Source organism: Mesorhizobium sp. RCAM 05104, from assembly GCF_059683645.1.
Window position 1 is genome coordinate 4,786,172 of sequence record NZ_CM185033.1, and the last position, 13,987, is coordinate 4,800,158.

The following is a 13,987-nucleotide window of genomic DNA, read 5'->3' on the forward strand; positions in this document are numbered from 1 at the left end:
CGTCAGGCAGCGAAGCGCTGGGCTTCCCCACCATAGTAGTTGACGTAGCGGGCGCCGATTTCCTTGACCGGCATCACCACGAACACGTCGACCGTCGAGAACTCGCGGTCGATGACGCAGCCGTCGCCGATGCGCGCACCGACGCGCAGATAGCCCTTGACCAATGGCGGCATTGCCGCGATCGCCGCCTTGGCGTTGACCGCCTCGATCGGCATCAAATCCATCGAGCAGTAGCGCCCAGAGACCGCGCGCACGTCCCAGGCCGAGTTCGTCCGGCAGTGATGGGCGAGGTAGGTGAACGCCTCGGCATGCGCCGCCGGCACCGTGCCGTGGAAAGAAGCGCAGCCGGTCATCACACCGATTTCGTAATGGTTGATGTAGGCCCAGATGCCTTGCCACAGCGCCTCGATGGTGCGCTTCGAGCGGTACTCGGGCAAGACGCAGGACCGGCCGAGCTCTAGGAAACGCTGGCCGGGGTGACGGGCGATGAGCTGGGTCAGCTCGAACTCGCCTTCGGAATAGAACCCGCCGGCCGCGGCCGCGATTTCTTGCCGCAGCAGGCGATAGGTGCCGACGATACGACGATGCTCCGGGCCCGAAAGCGAGGTATCGAAGACAAGCAGATGGTCGCAGAGCGGATCGAACCGGTCGGCGTCGCGGCGGTCATGCGCCTGGAACAGCTCCTTCCTGGCGCCGAGCTCGTCGTAGAACACGCGGTAGCGCACTTCCTGCGCGGCCGCGATCTCGGCCTCGTTGCGGGCGAGCCGCACTTCGAGATTGCCGATACGGCCGAGTGCCGCGCCCTTTATGACGGAATCGACGTTACGGCCGGCAAGCAATGCGCTGCTGGCGTTCGGCCGAGTGTCACATTCCGGCATAACTGTATGCACGAGTGATTCTCCTTCGAGCCATCCCTCTTGGCACGGGGATACGGTGTAGGTGCAACAGGATTGTGACAGTACCGTGATACGAGGTCGCGGGCAATACTTCGTCGGCTGGCGAAGACGGTCAACCGGCTACGCTTCGCGAGGATACGGGTCGACGCGGAGGAAGGAAAGGAGGCTCAGGCGGCGACCTGTCCCTCGACGGCGGCGACCAGCGCATCGGGGTCGAGCGGCTTGGTGACGAAGCCGCTGGCGCCATGGGCGAGGACCGCATGGCGCGTCTTTTCCTGGCTGTCGGCCGACAACACCATGATCGGCACAGGCGGCGCGGAGGTCTCCTCCTCATGGCGGCGGATGGCGGCAATCGCGTCCAGCCCGTCCATGACCGGCATGTGCAGATCCATCAGCACGACGTCGAAGCGGTGCTTGCGTCCGGCGCCGGTGACAGCTTCCACAGCGGCCTTGCCGTTGCCGACAACCTTGACGCGATGCCCGGCCTTCAGCAGCGTGGCGCGGGCCAGCATGGCGTTGATGTCATTGTCCTCGGCGATCAGCACCGACAGGCCCTGCTGGCGGTGGCTGACGGCACGAAACGCCGGCGCGCGGTGCGTTTCCGGCTGCGGCTGGGCGAGGGCGGCGGCATTGCTGCTCAACAGCACACGCAGAAGTGTTCCGCCACGCACTGGCCTGGCAAGAAAGGTTGCGTAGCCGCTGGCGCGGAACTCGCCAAGCATGCCGCGGTCGGTCGGCGCGATCAGCGTGATGGCCTCGCAGTCGGCGAAGCCGCTCTGGCGCAGGCGCTTGAGCAGCCTTCCATCGCTCTCCTCCATCGCGGCATCGACCAGAAGCACGTCGCAGCCGGCGGCGAAGGGCGCGGCCTGTGCCGCGGTGGTGGCGACATCGACCGCGCCGCCATTGGCACGGATGGTGCGGGCGATGGCATCGGCCTCGACGGCGTTTTTCGACAGGATCACCGCGCGCCTGCCCGACAGCGCGTTCTGCCGGCTCTGCGGTGCCTCGGTGGCAGATATCGCCGGTATTTCGAAGACGAATTCGGATCCCTGGCCAAGCCGGCTGGATACCGAGATCGCACCGCCCATGGCGATCACCAGGCGTTTGGAGATGGCAAGACCGAGTCCGGCTCCGCCATGCGCACGCGTCGACGTGCCGTCGGCCTGCTCGAACTCCTCGAAAATGCGCTCCATGTCCTCGTCGCGCAGACCCGGACCAGTGTCGGCGATGGTGAAGCAGATGCGATCGGTGGTCTGGGTGCGGGCGCGCGCGATGCTCACCAATACGCCGCCGCTGTCGGTGAACTTGATGGCGTTGCCGATGAGGTTGAGCAGCACCTGCCTGACCTTGCCCGGATCGGCGGTGATCAATTGCGGCACATCGGGTTCGACATGGCAGCCGAGGCCGATATTCTTGGCGAAGGCTCGCGCGGCCAGCAACTCGATGATGTTGTCGGCGATCTCACGCACCGACATCGGCTGCGGCTCCGGATCGAAGCGTCCCGCCTCGATCTTGGAGTAGTCGAGCAGATCCTCGATCAGGGCGAGCAAGGCGCTGGCCGAGGTCGAGACGGCGCCGACATAGGTCTGCTGCTCCGGCGACAGGCTGGTGTCGGCCAGCAACCTTGCCATGCCCATGATGCCGTTCATCGGCGTGCGGATTTCATGGCTGACGGTGGCGAGGAAGCGCGATTTGGCCTGGCTGGCGTATTCGGCCCGTTCACGAGCGGTGATCAGCGAGGATTCGGCACGTTTGCGGGCGGTGATGTCGCGGGCGATGGCGCGATGCGAAACGGCGCCGCTGTCCTTGTCGCGCACCGACAGTTCGATCCATGAAAACCAGCGCGGACCGCTTGGCGTGCGGATCACGACATCCGTGGAACTCAGGCATTCATGATCGGAAAAGGCGGCATCGGGAACGATGCCGACATCGATGCCGAGTTCCGCCAGGGTCTTGCCAGCAAGGTGGCGTTGTTCGGTTTCGACGAGATCCGCGAAGACCTTGTTGGCATAGACGATGTAGCCGTCGCGATCGCGGTGAATGACGAGGTCGCCAAGTGCGTCGATCAGGCCGCGAAAGCGCTCCTCGCTTTCCTGCATTTCCCACATGCGGTCGGCCAGCGTCTCGATCTCGGCGCGGCTGCGGGCGGTGGTTTCGTCGAGAAGTGCCGCGGTGCGGTGTTCACTCCGCCTGGTGCGCAGGTGCACGGCGAGGCCGGCAAGGCCGGTTGCCAGCAATGCGACGCTGATGAAGATCGGCGCCCCGGTCAGATGCGTCAGGCCGGCCAGCACGACGATGGCGACGAAGGTCATGAACGGCAGGCCTTCGCGGCTGGCGGGCTCCGGCTCGGGCACCAGCGGCGGCGCGGCAACAAAGCGCCGCGTCGGCGCCGGCGGGGTCGCCGCATCGACGTCTTCGCCAGTGTCCGCCTGTTGGCTGCCGGATTCCGCGATCATGCGAAACCCTTGCCAGACAGAGATTATGGAAGATTGTGGCGGATCGTTCGAATTTTAGCGGATGGGCATTTTCCGCCGCGGCGGCCGGGAATTTGCCGTCGGCGTGGCGGTTCCATCCGCGTTCCGCGGGTCGTCGAACAGGTTCACATATCGACGACGACACGCCCGCGGATCTTGCCGTCGACGATGTCGCGCGCGGCATCGATGATGCCGTCGAAACCGATGGTCGTCGACAGGCTGGCGAGCTTCCGCAGATCGAGGTCGGTGCCGATGCGCCGCCAGGCCTCGAGACGGACCGCCTTCGGCGCCATCACCGAATCGATACCGAGCAGTGAGACGCCGCGCAAGATGAAAGGGGCGACGCTGGTCGGCAGGTCCATGCCGCCGGCCAGGCCACAGGCGGCAACGGCGCCGCCATAGGAGGTCATCGACAGGACATTGGCCAGCGTGTGGCTGCCGACCGCGTCGACGCCGCCGGCCCAGCGCTCCTTGGCCAGCGGCTTGGCCGGCTGGGCAAGTTCGTCGCGCGATATCACTTCGGCGGCGCCAAGGTTGATCAAATAGGGGCTTTCGGCATTGCGGCCGGTGGCAGCAACGACATGGTAGCCGAGGCTGGACAGGATCGAGACCGCGACCGAGCCGACGCCGCCGGCCGCCCCCGTCACCACCACCGGGCCGCGATCGGGCAGGATGCCGTGCCGCTCCAGCGCCATGACGCAGAGCATGGCGGTATAGCCCGCGGTGCCGACCGCCATCGCATCATGCGGGCTCATGCCTTGCGGCAGCGGCACCAGCCAGTCGCCCTTGACGCGAGCGCGCCCGGCATAGGCGCCGAAATGGGTTTCGCCGACGCCCCAGCCATTCAAGATCACCTTGTCGCCCTTGCTCCAACCTGGATTGGAAGACGAGATGACGGTCCCGGAGAAGTCGATGCCCGGCACCAGTGGCCAGCGGCGGATCACCGGCGCCTTGCCTGTGATCGCCAGGCCGTCCTTGTAGTTCACCGTCGTCGCCTCGACCGCGACGGTGACATCGCCTTCCATCAGGTCGGCTTCGGTGAGGTCCGTCACCGCTACCGACTGCTTTTTCTCGGCGTCACGCGAAACGAGGATGGCTTTGAAGGTTTCGGGCACTTTTCTCTCCGCGATCTTGGCTGACGACATGACTGTGCGGCGATGGCCGCGCGGGGTCAATCGTTCGAAGGTCTGGGCTCACGCCGCCAGCCGAAGAGTTCGTCGAAGACGACCAGCACCGCACCCACCGAGATGAAGGCGTCAGCGAGGTTGAAGACGGCGAAGGACCAGACCGGCGTGTGGAACAGGATGTAGTCGATGACGTGGCCATAGATGGCGCGGTCGATCAGATTGCCGAGCGCGCCGCCGACGATCAGCGCAAAGCCGGTGCGGGCAAGGATCTGGGACGGCGCTATCCGCGTCGCCAGGAACAGCACGAAGGCAACGACCGCAAGCGAGATGACGATCAGCCCGATGTCGCCGAAGGAGGAAAACATCGAGAAGGCGATGCCGGTGTTGTAGGTGCGGAACAACGCCAGGAATGGCACGAGATCGAGCTTTTCCTGGAAGGGCAAGCCGGTCTCGACCAGGTATTTTACCCACTGGTCGAGCGTTATGGCCGCGACGACGAGCAGCGCGTAGGGGGACCATGATCTCACGGGCGGGTAACCTTCATTGCTGGTCCACGATTGGTTCGAGCTTCAGCGCGGCGCGCCGGATCTCGAACAGCATGATGCCGGTGGCGACCGCAAGATTGAGCGAATCGGCGCGGCCCGCTTGCGGAATCCGCAGCAGCCTGTCGCAACTTGCCGCCAGGCTTTCGGGCAGTCCCTGCTGCTCGTTGCCCATCATCAGCAGCACCGGGCCGCGGGAAAAGTCGACCGAGCGGTAGTCGACGGCGCCTTTCAGGTGGGTGCCGGCGACGAGGCCTGAAAACCCTCCTCGCCAGGCAAGGAAAGCCTCGGTCGTCGCCTTGACCACCGGCACGGCAAAGATCGAACCCATGGTGGCGCGCACCGTCTCCACGGAAAAAGGATCGGTGGTGTCGCCGACCAGGATGACGCCCCTGGCGCCGACGGCATCGACGGTGCGGATGACGGTGCCGAGATTGCCGGGATCGCGCACCCGGTCGAGCGCCACCCAGACATCGTCGCTCTGGGCACGGATGTCCTTCAGCGGCAGGAACTTTTGCGAAAAGACGCCGACCACCATTTGCGGATTGTCGCGGCGCGTGATGGCGACAAGCACCTTTTCCGACACTTCGAGCACCATGCCGCCGGCGGCAACGGTGCGCGCCGCGACCTTCTCGATCGCCGCGTTGCCGCGTCCGGCCTTGGCGAAAACCAATGTCCTGATCTGCCAGCCGAGATCGAGCGCATCGATGACCAGCTTCAGGCCCTCGGCCATGAAAGCGTTCTGCTGGTCGCGGAATTTCTTCAGCGCCAGCGCCTTGATGTCCTTGACCAGGGGGTTGGCGAGGCTGGTGACTTCCTTCACCTGGCCGGGTGCGCCTGCGTGCCGCTCGTTCATTCAGGCCACCCAGCGCGAGAAAAGCGACGTGGAAAGCGCGCGGCCGGCGGATTTCTCGCGAATGATCAACTCTCCCGATTCGACCTTGCCGCCCATGCCGGCAAAGGTGTCGCGCATCAAGGCATGGATGGCGAAGAACGAGGCGCGGATCGAATAGGCGGTCAGCACCACGGCGAGCGGCTTCGGCGTCAGGATCGAACGGCAAAGGTCGGTCAGCCCCGGCAGGTCCTCGAACAGTTGCCAGACCTCGCCCTTGGGCCCGCGGCCATAGGCCGGCGGATCGAACAGGATGATGTCGTAGCGGCTGCCGCGGCGCTCCTCGCGCTCGGCGAACTTCACCGCGTCGTCGACGATCCAGCGGATCGGCTTGCTGCCGAGCCCGGCCATTTCCTGGTTTTCACGGGCCCAGCCGATCGCCTTCTTGGAGGCATCGACATGGGTGACCTCGGCGCCGGCGCGGGCCGCCACCAGCGAGGCAAGACCGGTATAGCCGAACAGGTTCAGCACCTTGACCGGCCGCTTCGCCGCCGCGATCAGCCCGGCCATGTGGTCCCAGTGCGAGGCCTGCTCGGGAAACACGCCGACATGGCGAAACGAGGTGAAACGGCCGAGATAGTCGATGCCGTCATGCTTCATCGGCCAGGTCTCGCCCAACGGCGTCCCGGGGAAGCGCCAGCGGCCGATGCCTTCCTCGTCGGTGTCGCCGGTGAAGATCGCGTCGGCGCGCTCCCAGTCCTTTGCCGGCAAGGCCTTTTGCCAGATCGCCTGGCCCTCGGGTCGCACGATTCGGTAGGGGCCGTACTGCTCGAGTTTCTGCCCGGCGCCGCTGTCGAGCAGCGCATAGTCGGCATTCGGCGCCACTTCCAGGATCAGCGGGAGGTGTTCGGCAGGCAGGGCACCGTCGCGGCGAGCAAGGATGCGCGGTGCGGATTTCGGCTCGGAGCGGTCATCGGCTCTGGCCTCCCGTTCGCGCGGCCTGGTGTCCGGCCGTGCCGTTGCGCGCCCCTCATGCGGACGCGCCTCTCCGGCTCCGCCCTTGGCGGGCGGGCGGTTGTCGCGGCGTTTGTCGCGAAAAGACTTCAAGCAGGAGCATCTCCGAGCGGCGTGGCCGCTTTTGGCATAGGGCAACAGGCTTCGCAACCAAGTCCGCCGCGCCAGCCTCTCCGGTTCATGTCGTCTGGTGATGGACCAATGTCAAAGAAACAGGCAAATCTACCAGATGTCCCGCTCAGAACGCCTGCTCGACCTGATCCAGTGCCTGCGCCGGCACCGCCGGCCGGTGAGCGGGCAGGCGCTGGCCGATGAACTCGGGATTTCGATCCGCACGCTCTACCGCGATATCGCCACGCTGCAGGGGCAGGGCGTGCCGATCGAGGGTGAGGCGGGGCTGGGCTATGTGCTCAAGCCCGGCTTCATGCTGCCGCCGCTGATGTTCAGCGACGAGGAGATCGAAGCCATCGTGCTCGGCTCGCGCTGGGTCGCCAAGCAGCCGGACCAGCGTCTTTCGGCCGCCGCCACCAACGCGCTGGCCAAGATCGCCGCCGTGCTGCCGGACGATCTGCGCGGGGACCTCGATGCATCGACGCTGCTGGTCGGGCCACCCGCCAAGGCTGTCGAAGGCATCGATCTCGGCTTGGTGCGGCAGGCTATCCGCAAGGAACGCAAGCTTGGCTTTCTCTACCGCGATGCCGGCGGCGCCGCCTCCGAACGTGTGGTCTGGCCGTTTGCACTGGCCTTCTTCGACAAGGTGCGGGTGGTGGTGGCGTGGTGCGAGATGCGGCAGGATTTTCGCCATTTTCGCGCCGACCGCATCGCGGAACTCGAAGCCACCGACATGCGCTATCCGCGCCGTCGCCACGCGCTGCTCAAGGAATGGCGGGCAACGCTCGACAAGTCGCGCGACTCATGATGGCTACTGCCAGAATCTGACAGTAGCCTGCCCTAGCCTCGCCAAGTCGAAACGCCGAACCTTGGAGAGCAATTCATGACATCCCCGAATTTCGTCATCCTTTATGTCGACCAACCGCAGCGGAGCGGCGCCTTCTACGGCGCGCTGCTCGGACGTGAGCCGGTCGAAAGCTCAGCCACTTTCGTCCTGTTCGTGCTCGATAACGGCTTCAAGCTTGGCCTCTGGTCGTGCCACACGGTGGAGCCGGCGGCGTCGGCGGCGGGTGGCGGCGCCGAGATCGTGTTTGCGCTGGATACGCCTGACGCGGTCGATGCCGCCCATGCCGATTGGGCCGGGCGCGGGCTGAAGATCCTGCAGACCCCGACCAACCTGGATTTCGGCCGTACTTTCGTTGCGCTCGATCCCGACAACCACCGCCTGCGCGTCTACTGGCTGTCCGATAGGGAACAGGCCAATGGGGAGCAGAAATGAGCGCCTACTGGATCGCGGTGGCGTCGGCCGAACATGTCCGGCGCGGCCGCGCCGCCGGCTTCATGCAGGTCAATCACGGCAAGGCCGCACCCCTGCGCCGCGTCAAGCCCGGCGATGGCATCATCTACTATTCGCCAACCACCATTATGGGCGAGAAAGACGGCCTGCAGGCCTTCACGGCAATCGGCACCGTGCGGGAAGGCGAGCCCTATGAGGGCGATATGGGCGGCGGCTTCACGCCGTTCCGCCGCGATGTCGAGTGGGCGAGGGCTGAGGAAACATCGATCAAGCCGCTGCTCGACCGGCTGGAATTCACCGCCGGCAGGTCGAACTGGGGGTATCAGCTTCGCTTTGGCCTGTTTCCGATCAGCGCGGCTGATTTCGCCCTGATCGCAGAGGCGATGGGCGCCCAAAAGGTCGCGGCGGTGAACTAGGCCTTGAGCGCCTTGTAGACGGCGATGCCGGCGGCAAGATCCTCGAGCGCCGCGCCGACCGACTTGAACAGCGTTATCTCACTTGTGCTCTCACGGCCCTTCTTCTGGCCACGCGCCAGTTCATGCAGGTCGGCGACGATGGCTTCCGGCTTCAGCACGCCGGAGGCCAGCGGCTGGACGATGTCGCCGGCTTCCTTGGTGGCGCCGGCGCGGGTGTCGACGTAGACGCGCGCGCGCCTGATCGCGTCGTCATCGCTTTCGCGCATCGTTGGCGTAAACCCGCCGACCAGGTCGACATGGGTTCCCGGCCGCAACAGCGCGCCCCTGATCAGTGGCGTCGTCGTGATCGTCGCAGAGGAGACGATGTCGGCCTGCCCAAGTTCGGCATCGAGGTCACTCGCGGCGCTGGCCGCGAAGCCCTCGGCGCGCAGGTCGGCCGCGACCTTCTCGGCATTGGCCTGGGTGCGGTTCCAGATGCGGATGGTCTTGACCGGCCGCACGGCGCAATGCGCCTTGGCAAGGAACGGCGACAGGGCGCCGGCGCCGACCACAAGCAGCCGCGAGGCATCGTCGCGGGCGAGATAGGAGGCCGCCAGCGCCGAGGCGCAGGCCGTGCGCCACTGTGTCAGCCGTTGGCCGTCGATCAAGGCTTCGGGTTCGCCGGTGGCGCCATCGAGCAAGAGATAGAGCCCCATCACCGCCGGCTTGCCGATGGCGTTGTTGTCGGGCGAGACGGTGACGATCTTGACGCCGACGTGGCCACCGGCCGAACTCCCAGCCGCGTGGAAATCGGTCCAGGCCGGCATCAGGAGCAAGGTCGAGGCGGCGCCGTCAGGCCGCTCGACCGTATGATGATGCCTGACCGGCTGCACCGCACCCTCGCGAAACGCCGTGCGCAGCGTCTCGACCAGTCCGGGAAAGGTCAGCGCACGATCGACCTCGGCGGCCGAAATGGTCAGCATGGAAAACTCCGTGGAAAGAAACCGCCGAGCGGCGGTTCAAGTGGTCGGCTTCGGCAATGCGGGTCCTTGGGCCGATCCCGGGGCCGGGCCTTGTGGTGCCGAGGGGGCGCGGCTGACCGCTTGACGCAGGTTTTCGGCTTCGACGCCGCGCTGACGCGCCAGCTTGCGGTAGCGGCCCTGCTTGACCCAGGTCGCCAGGCTGCCGACGACCATGCCGATGGCGAGAGCCAGGAACAGGAAGATGAACAGGGGCAGGGTCAGCGTCAGCTTCGGATTGCCGGGATTGAACGGGTCCAGGGTGAAGGCGACCAATTCGCGGTTGGCGACGGCGAGCGCGATCAGGATGATCGCCAGGGGCACGAAGACCACGATGAGCATGAAGCGATTGAACATGATGTTTTCCGTCGGAAGCTGGCCTGTCCGATAAGGCCGTCTGGCGCTGACGCCGCGCCTACTTGCCGCCGTTCAGCCTTTCACGCAACTCCTTGCCGGTCTTGAAGAACGGCACCCATTTCTCCTCGACCTCGACGGATTCGCCGGTGCGCGGATTGCGGCCGGTGCGGGCAGGGCGGTTTTTCACCGAAAAAGCGCCAAAGCCACGCAACTCGACCCGGTTGCCTTCGGCAAGAGCATCGGTGATCTCGTCGAAGATCGCGCCGACGATGTTTTCGACGTCGCGCAGGAAAAGATGCGGATTGCGCGTGGCAATAATCTGCACAAGTTCGGACTTGATCATGAGACGTGTCCCCGTGAAAGCAGTGCGGTCAAAATTATGAGGATGATTTTATTTGCTTTTTTCACTCGCCCCAAACGGCATCTCAAGGGTGCCAGACGGAAACGAGACCGTCAAGAAACAAGCGGTCGGCGCCAAGTTCGCGAATAACGTCGCCACTGAAGGCCGGCAGACCGAGTGCGCTGCCGATCGTTTGCGCCATCGCCTTCGAGAACAGGAAACCACCACGCCGTTCCGTATTTTTCCATTCGACCACCTTGAGCTTGGCATCGACGCCCTTGGTCGCCAGCCAGTCGACCGCCTCGGTCTCGCCGCCGACAGCGTCGATCAGCCCGTTGGCGACGCCCTGGCGGCCGGTGAAGATCGAACCGTCGGCCAGCGCCAGCGCCTGCTCGCGGGTCATCTTGCGGCGCTCGGCGACGATGCCGACAAACCAGTCATAGCTGTCGAGGATGAGCTTGCGGACCATGGCGCGCTCGTCGTCATTGGTCGGCTTGAAAGGGGAGGGCGAGGCTTTCAGCGGCGAGGATTTCACCTCCTCCAGCTTGACGCCGAGCTTGTCCATCAGGCCGCTGACGTCGGGATACTGGATCAGCACGCCGATCGAGCCGACAATCGAGGTCTTGCGGGCAACGATGTGATCGGCGGCACTGGCGATCATGTAGCCCGCCGATGCGGCGAGCGTGCCGACTTCCGCCACCACCGGCTTGTCGGCGGCCAGCTTGCGCACCTCTTCATAGATCGATTCACCGCCGACCGTGGTGCCGCCAGGCGAATCGATGGACAGGATCACGCCTTTCACCTTCGACGACAGGCGGATGGTTTCCAGCCGCTTGATCAGTTCCTCGTCCTCGGTGATGGTGCCTTCGATCCTGACCTTGGCGATATGATTGACGGCGGAGCCGCTGAAATCGTCGCCGTAGAACCAGGATGAAAGCGCAATCACCCCGAGTGCTACGATGCCGATGGCGACAATGCGCCAGAATGTCACTTTGCGCCGCAAGCGGCGGCGGTCGATGAGGTCGTCGGCTCTCAGTGCCATGGTCAGCCTTTCAGTCGGCGGGAGGAGACGCTTTTAGACCATGATCCTCCCATCTGGAAGCAATTCTCTTTTCTGTTCGACGAGGCAAGCCGCGCCGAGGATCAATATATAGCGATTACATGGCCATACAGATCCCCGATCGATCGGGGCCGGCCATCTCTCTTCACGAATTTGTGCGATCGATACGGGCTCGGGGCGCAAGACCGACAGCCGATAAATTTTACGCTGTGCATCCGTTTCTGCTATGAAGCGCGGGCAGTTGTGCTGATCTGGTTTTCGTCTGTACAAATGCGGCTGTCACATTTTTGCAGTTTTCGTCGGCTTGTGCTTGCTTGAAGGCGCCGGCGTCCCACCTATAGGCGGTGCTGCCCGGCGGGCAGGGTTTAGAAGAAAGCAGTCATGTTAGCGCGACCGATTGAACCGACCAGCGCCGAGACGGAGTTGGCTCCCCCGGCGGACGGCCGGACGCGGGGCGATGCGTTCGACCTCGCGCAGCGTCATTCGCGCCGCGTGCGCGTTCTCAAGTTCGCCGTGCCGCTGGCAGCCGCGTTGATCGCCGTCGCTTTCCCGATCTATTCCTATCTCGCCGCGCCCGTCTCCGTCTCGGTCCAGGCGGAAGGCACCGCTTTTTCCAACGGCAAGCTGGTGATGGCCAACCCCAAGCTCAACGGTTTCACCAAGCAGAAGCAGCCCTATTCGATGACGGCGCTCCGCGCCATTCAGGACGTCAGCACGCAAGGCATCATCGAACTCGAGGGCATCGACGCCAAGGTGCCGATCGCGCCCGACAATGTGGCTGCGGTCAAGGCCTCGCACGGCACCTACGATCGCGACGGCAATACGATGAACCTGACCAGCGACGTGACCATCACCACAACCGACGGCATGCAGGCCAAGTTCAAATCGGTCTTCCTCGACATGGGCAAAGGCACTATGAAGACCGCAGATCCTGTCGATGTCAGCCGTGGCGGGTCGCGGATCACGGCGGATTCGATGTCGGTCCGGGACAATGGCAGGGTTCTGGTGTTCGAGAACAAAGTGCGCGTCAACATCGATTCCGCCGCCTTGAAGACGGCAGAGGGAAACAGCGGAGAAACCAATGCGGCTCAGTAGTTCGACGCGGCTTGCGGCTGCAACTTCGGCGTTGCTGCTGCTCGGGCTGGTGCCGTCATCGGCGCAGTCCACCAGCCAGTCAGGTCTCAAACTGTCCGGCGACAAGCCCATACAGATCGAGAGCGACAAGCTCGAGGTCCGGCAGGCGGAGAGTGTCGCCGTGTTCACGGGCAATGTCAGCGTCGTCCAGGGGCCGACCCTGCTCAAAGCCGGCAAGATGACAGTGTATTACGTCAAGGATCCCAATGCCGCGGCCAAGGGCACGGAAGCCACCGGAGCGGCGATGACCGGCTCGGCCAACATCGATCACCTGGAGATTTCCGACAAGGTTTACATCAAGTCCGATGCGCAGATCGCGACCGGCGATCAAGGCAGCTTCGATATGAAGAGCCAGGTGCTGGTGCTGTCGGGCAAAAAGGTCGTTCTGTCGCAAAACGACAACGTGCTGGTGGGCTGCAAGCTCACCGTGCAGATGAAAAGCGGGCTGGCCCAGGTTGATCCATGCGCCGGCCAGCGCGTCCAGATGTCGATCACCCCGCCGCCGAAATCGGGAGCGACGAACCCCTGATGGCCAGCCTGTCGTCGCTGACGGCGCGTCTTCCGGGGCGGGCCGCTGGCAAGATTTCGGCGCCGTCCACGGTGACCGTCGATGCGGGAAAGTTCAAGGGAACCCTGATCGCCAAGGGTCTGACCAAGAGCTACAAGGGCCGCAAGGTCGTCAGCGGCGTCACCATCGGTGTGCGCGCCGGCGAAGCGGTCGGATTGCTCGGCCCCAACGGCGCCGGCAAGACGACCTGCTTCTACATGGTCACCGGCCTGGTGCCGGTGGATGAAGGCACGATCGAAATCGACGGCTTCGACGTCACCTCGATGCCGATGTATCGTCGTGCGCGCCTCGGCATCGGCTATCTGCCGCAGGAGGCCTCGATCTTTCGCGGCTTGAGCGTCGAGCAGAACATCCGCGCGGTGCTGGAAGTGGTCGAAAAGAGCCGCAAGGAACGCGACCGCATTCTCGACGAACTGCTCGAGGAATTCCACATCAGCCATCTGCGCAAGGCGCCGTCCATGTCGCTTTCCGGCGGCGAGCGGCGACGCCTGGAGATCGCACGCGCGCTGGCGACGCGCCCGGCCTACATGCTGCTCGACGAGCCCTTCGCCGGCATCGATCCGATCGCCGTCGCCGATATCCAGCAACTGGTGCGCCACCTGACGGCGCGCGGCATCGGCGTCCTCATCACCGACCACAATGTGCGCGAAACGCTCGGCCTGATCGATCGCGCCTACATCATCCATGCCGGCCAGGTGCTGACCCATGGCCGGGCCGACGAAGTGGTGGCAAATCCTGACGTGCGGCGGCTTTATCTCGGCGAGGGTTTCACGCTCTGAGCGGTTCGCCGTTTCACGGAAACGCCAAACCGCTCCATCTTT

At 64.7% G+C, this 13,987-nt stretch carries 16 protein-coding genes; 6 read left to right on the forward strand and 10 right to left on the reverse strand.

Features of this window, described 5'->3' with window-relative positions; all coding sequences use genetic code 11:
• Positions 1–2: 2 nt before the first annotated feature.
• From olsB to AC56QP_RS23480, 6 genes are all read right to left on the reverse strand, one after another.
• Positions 3–878, reverse strand: coding sequence for a l-ornithine N(alpha)-acyltransferase (gene olsB / locus AC56QP_RS23455; protein WP_167365238.1), 876 nt, complete (start codon positions 876–878; stop codon positions 3–5).
• A gap of 185 nt (positions 879–1,063) precedes the next feature.
• The gene (locus AC56QP_RS23460; protein ID WP_489863282.1) at positions 1,064–3,352 is read right to left on the reverse strand and encodes a response regulator; all 2,289 of its coding nucleotides are present in this window, start codon (positions 3,350–3,352) and stop codon (positions 1,064–1,066) included.
• A 143-nt stretch (positions 3,353–3,495) separates the two neighbouring features.
• Positions 3,496–4,485 (reverse strand): acrylyl-CoA reductase (NADPH), encoded by a 990-nt coding sequence (gene acuI / locus AC56QP_RS23465; RefSeq protein WP_489863281.1) that lies wholly within the window; start codon positions 4,483–4,485, stop codon positions 3,496–3,498.
• Between the two features lie 56 nt (positions 4,486–4,541).
• Entirely contained in the window at positions 4,542–5,024 is a 483-nt protein-coding gene (gene lspA, locus AC56QP_RS23470; RefSeq protein ID WP_489863280.1) for a signal peptidase II, read from the reverse strand.
• A 13-nt stretch (positions 5,025–5,037) separates the two neighbouring features.
• Positions 5,038–5,895, reverse strand: a complete 858-nt coding sequence (locus tag AC56QP_RS23475) for a TrmH family RNA methyltransferase (RefSeq protein ID WP_489863279.1) — start codon at positions 5,893–5,895, stop codon at positions 5,038–5,040.
• Positions 5,896–6,978 carry an RsmD family RNA methyltransferase gene (locus tag AC56QP_RS23480; protein WP_489863278.1) on the reverse strand — a complete coding sequence of 361 codons (1,083 nt, stop codon included), beginning with the start codon at positions 6,976–6,978 and terminating at the stop codon, positions 5,896–5,898.
• A 136-nt stretch (positions 6,979–7,114) separates the two neighbouring features.
• Between AC56QP_RS23480 and AC56QP_RS23485 the strand changes: the two genes are divergently transcribed.
• The 3 genes from AC56QP_RS23485 to AC56QP_RS23495 all read left to right on the forward strand — a co-directional run bounded on the left by AC56QP_RS23485 (position 7,115) and on the right by AC56QP_RS23495 (position 8,709).
• Positions 7,115–7,804: a helix-turn-helix transcriptional regulator gene (locus AC56QP_RS23485; RefSeq protein ID WP_489863277.1), complete on the forward strand. Its 690-nt coding sequence runs from the start codon at positions 7,115–7,117 to the stop codon at positions 7,802–7,804.
• Positions 7,805–7,879: 75 nt separating this feature from the next.
• On the forward strand, positions 7,880–8,275 hold the full coding sequence (locus AC56QP_RS23490; protein ID WP_489863276.1) for a VOC family protein: 396 nt from the start codon (positions 7,880–7,882) through the stop codon (positions 8,273–8,275).
• Positions 8,272–8,709, forward strand: coding sequence for an EVE domain-containing protein (locus AC56QP_RS23495; RefSeq protein WP_489863275.1), 438 nt, complete (start codon positions 8,272–8,274; stop codon positions 8,707–8,709). Before AC56QP_RS23490 ends, AC56QP_RS23495 begins: the two co-directional genes overlap by 4 nt.
• Here AC56QP_RS23495 and lhpI read toward each other — a convergent pair.
• The 4 genes from lhpI to sppA form a co-directional block, all read right to left on the reverse strand.
• Positions 8,706–9,671, reverse strand: coding sequence for a bifunctional Delta(1)-pyrroline-2-carboxylate/Delta(1)-piperideine-2-carboxylate reductase (gene lhpI / locus AC56QP_RS23500; RefSeq protein ID WP_489863274.1), 966 nt, complete (start codon positions 9,669–9,671; stop codon positions 8,706–8,708). The genes AC56QP_RS23495 and lhpI overlap by 4 nt on opposite strands.
• A 36-nt stretch (positions 9,672–9,707) precedes the next feature.
• Positions 9,708–10,064 (reverse strand): DUF1049 domain-containing protein, encoded by a 357-nt coding sequence (locus AC56QP_RS23505; protein ID WP_489863273.1) that lies wholly within the window; start codon positions 10,062–10,064, stop codon positions 9,708–9,710.
• 58 nt (positions 10,065–10,122) lie between these two features.
• The gene (locus AC56QP_RS23510; protein ID WP_006200394.1) at positions 10,123–10,407 is read right to left on the reverse strand and encodes an integration host factor subunit beta; all 285 of its coding nucleotides are present in this window, start codon (positions 10,405–10,407) and stop codon (positions 10,123–10,125) included.
• A gap of 82 nt (positions 10,408–10,489) precedes the next feature.
• Positions 10,490–11,446, reverse strand: coding sequence for a signal peptide peptidase SppA (gene sppA, locus AC56QP_RS23515; RefSeq protein ID WP_489863272.1), 957 nt, complete (start codon positions 11,444–11,446; stop codon positions 10,490–10,492).
• A gap of 399 nt (positions 11,447–11,845) precedes the next feature.
• Between sppA and lptC the strand changes: the two genes are divergently transcribed.
• The 3 genes from lptC to lptB are packed head-to-tail and all read left to right on the forward strand — an operon-like array spanning position 11,846 to position 13,945.
• Complete coding sequence (lptC, locus tag AC56QP_RS23520; RefSeq protein WP_091583233.1) at positions 11,846–12,559, forward strand: LPS export ABC transporter periplasmic protein LptC; 714 nt, start codon at positions 11,846–11,848, stop codon at positions 12,557–12,559.
• On the forward strand, positions 12,546–13,127 hold the full coding sequence (locus tag AC56QP_RS23525; protein ID WP_091583230.1) for an LptA/OstA family protein: 582 nt from the start codon (positions 12,546–12,548) through the stop codon (positions 13,125–13,127). The genes lptC and AC56QP_RS23525 overlap by 14 nt, the downstream gene beginning before the upstream one ends.
• Positions 13,127–13,945: an LPS export ABC transporter ATP-binding protein gene (gene lptB / locus AC56QP_RS23530; RefSeq protein WP_091583228.1), complete on the forward strand. Its 819-nt coding sequence runs from the start codon at positions 13,127–13,129 to the stop codon at positions 13,943–13,945. The genes AC56QP_RS23525 and lptB overlap by 1 nt, the downstream gene beginning before the upstream one ends.
• Positions 13,946–13,987: the final 42 nt, after the last annotated feature.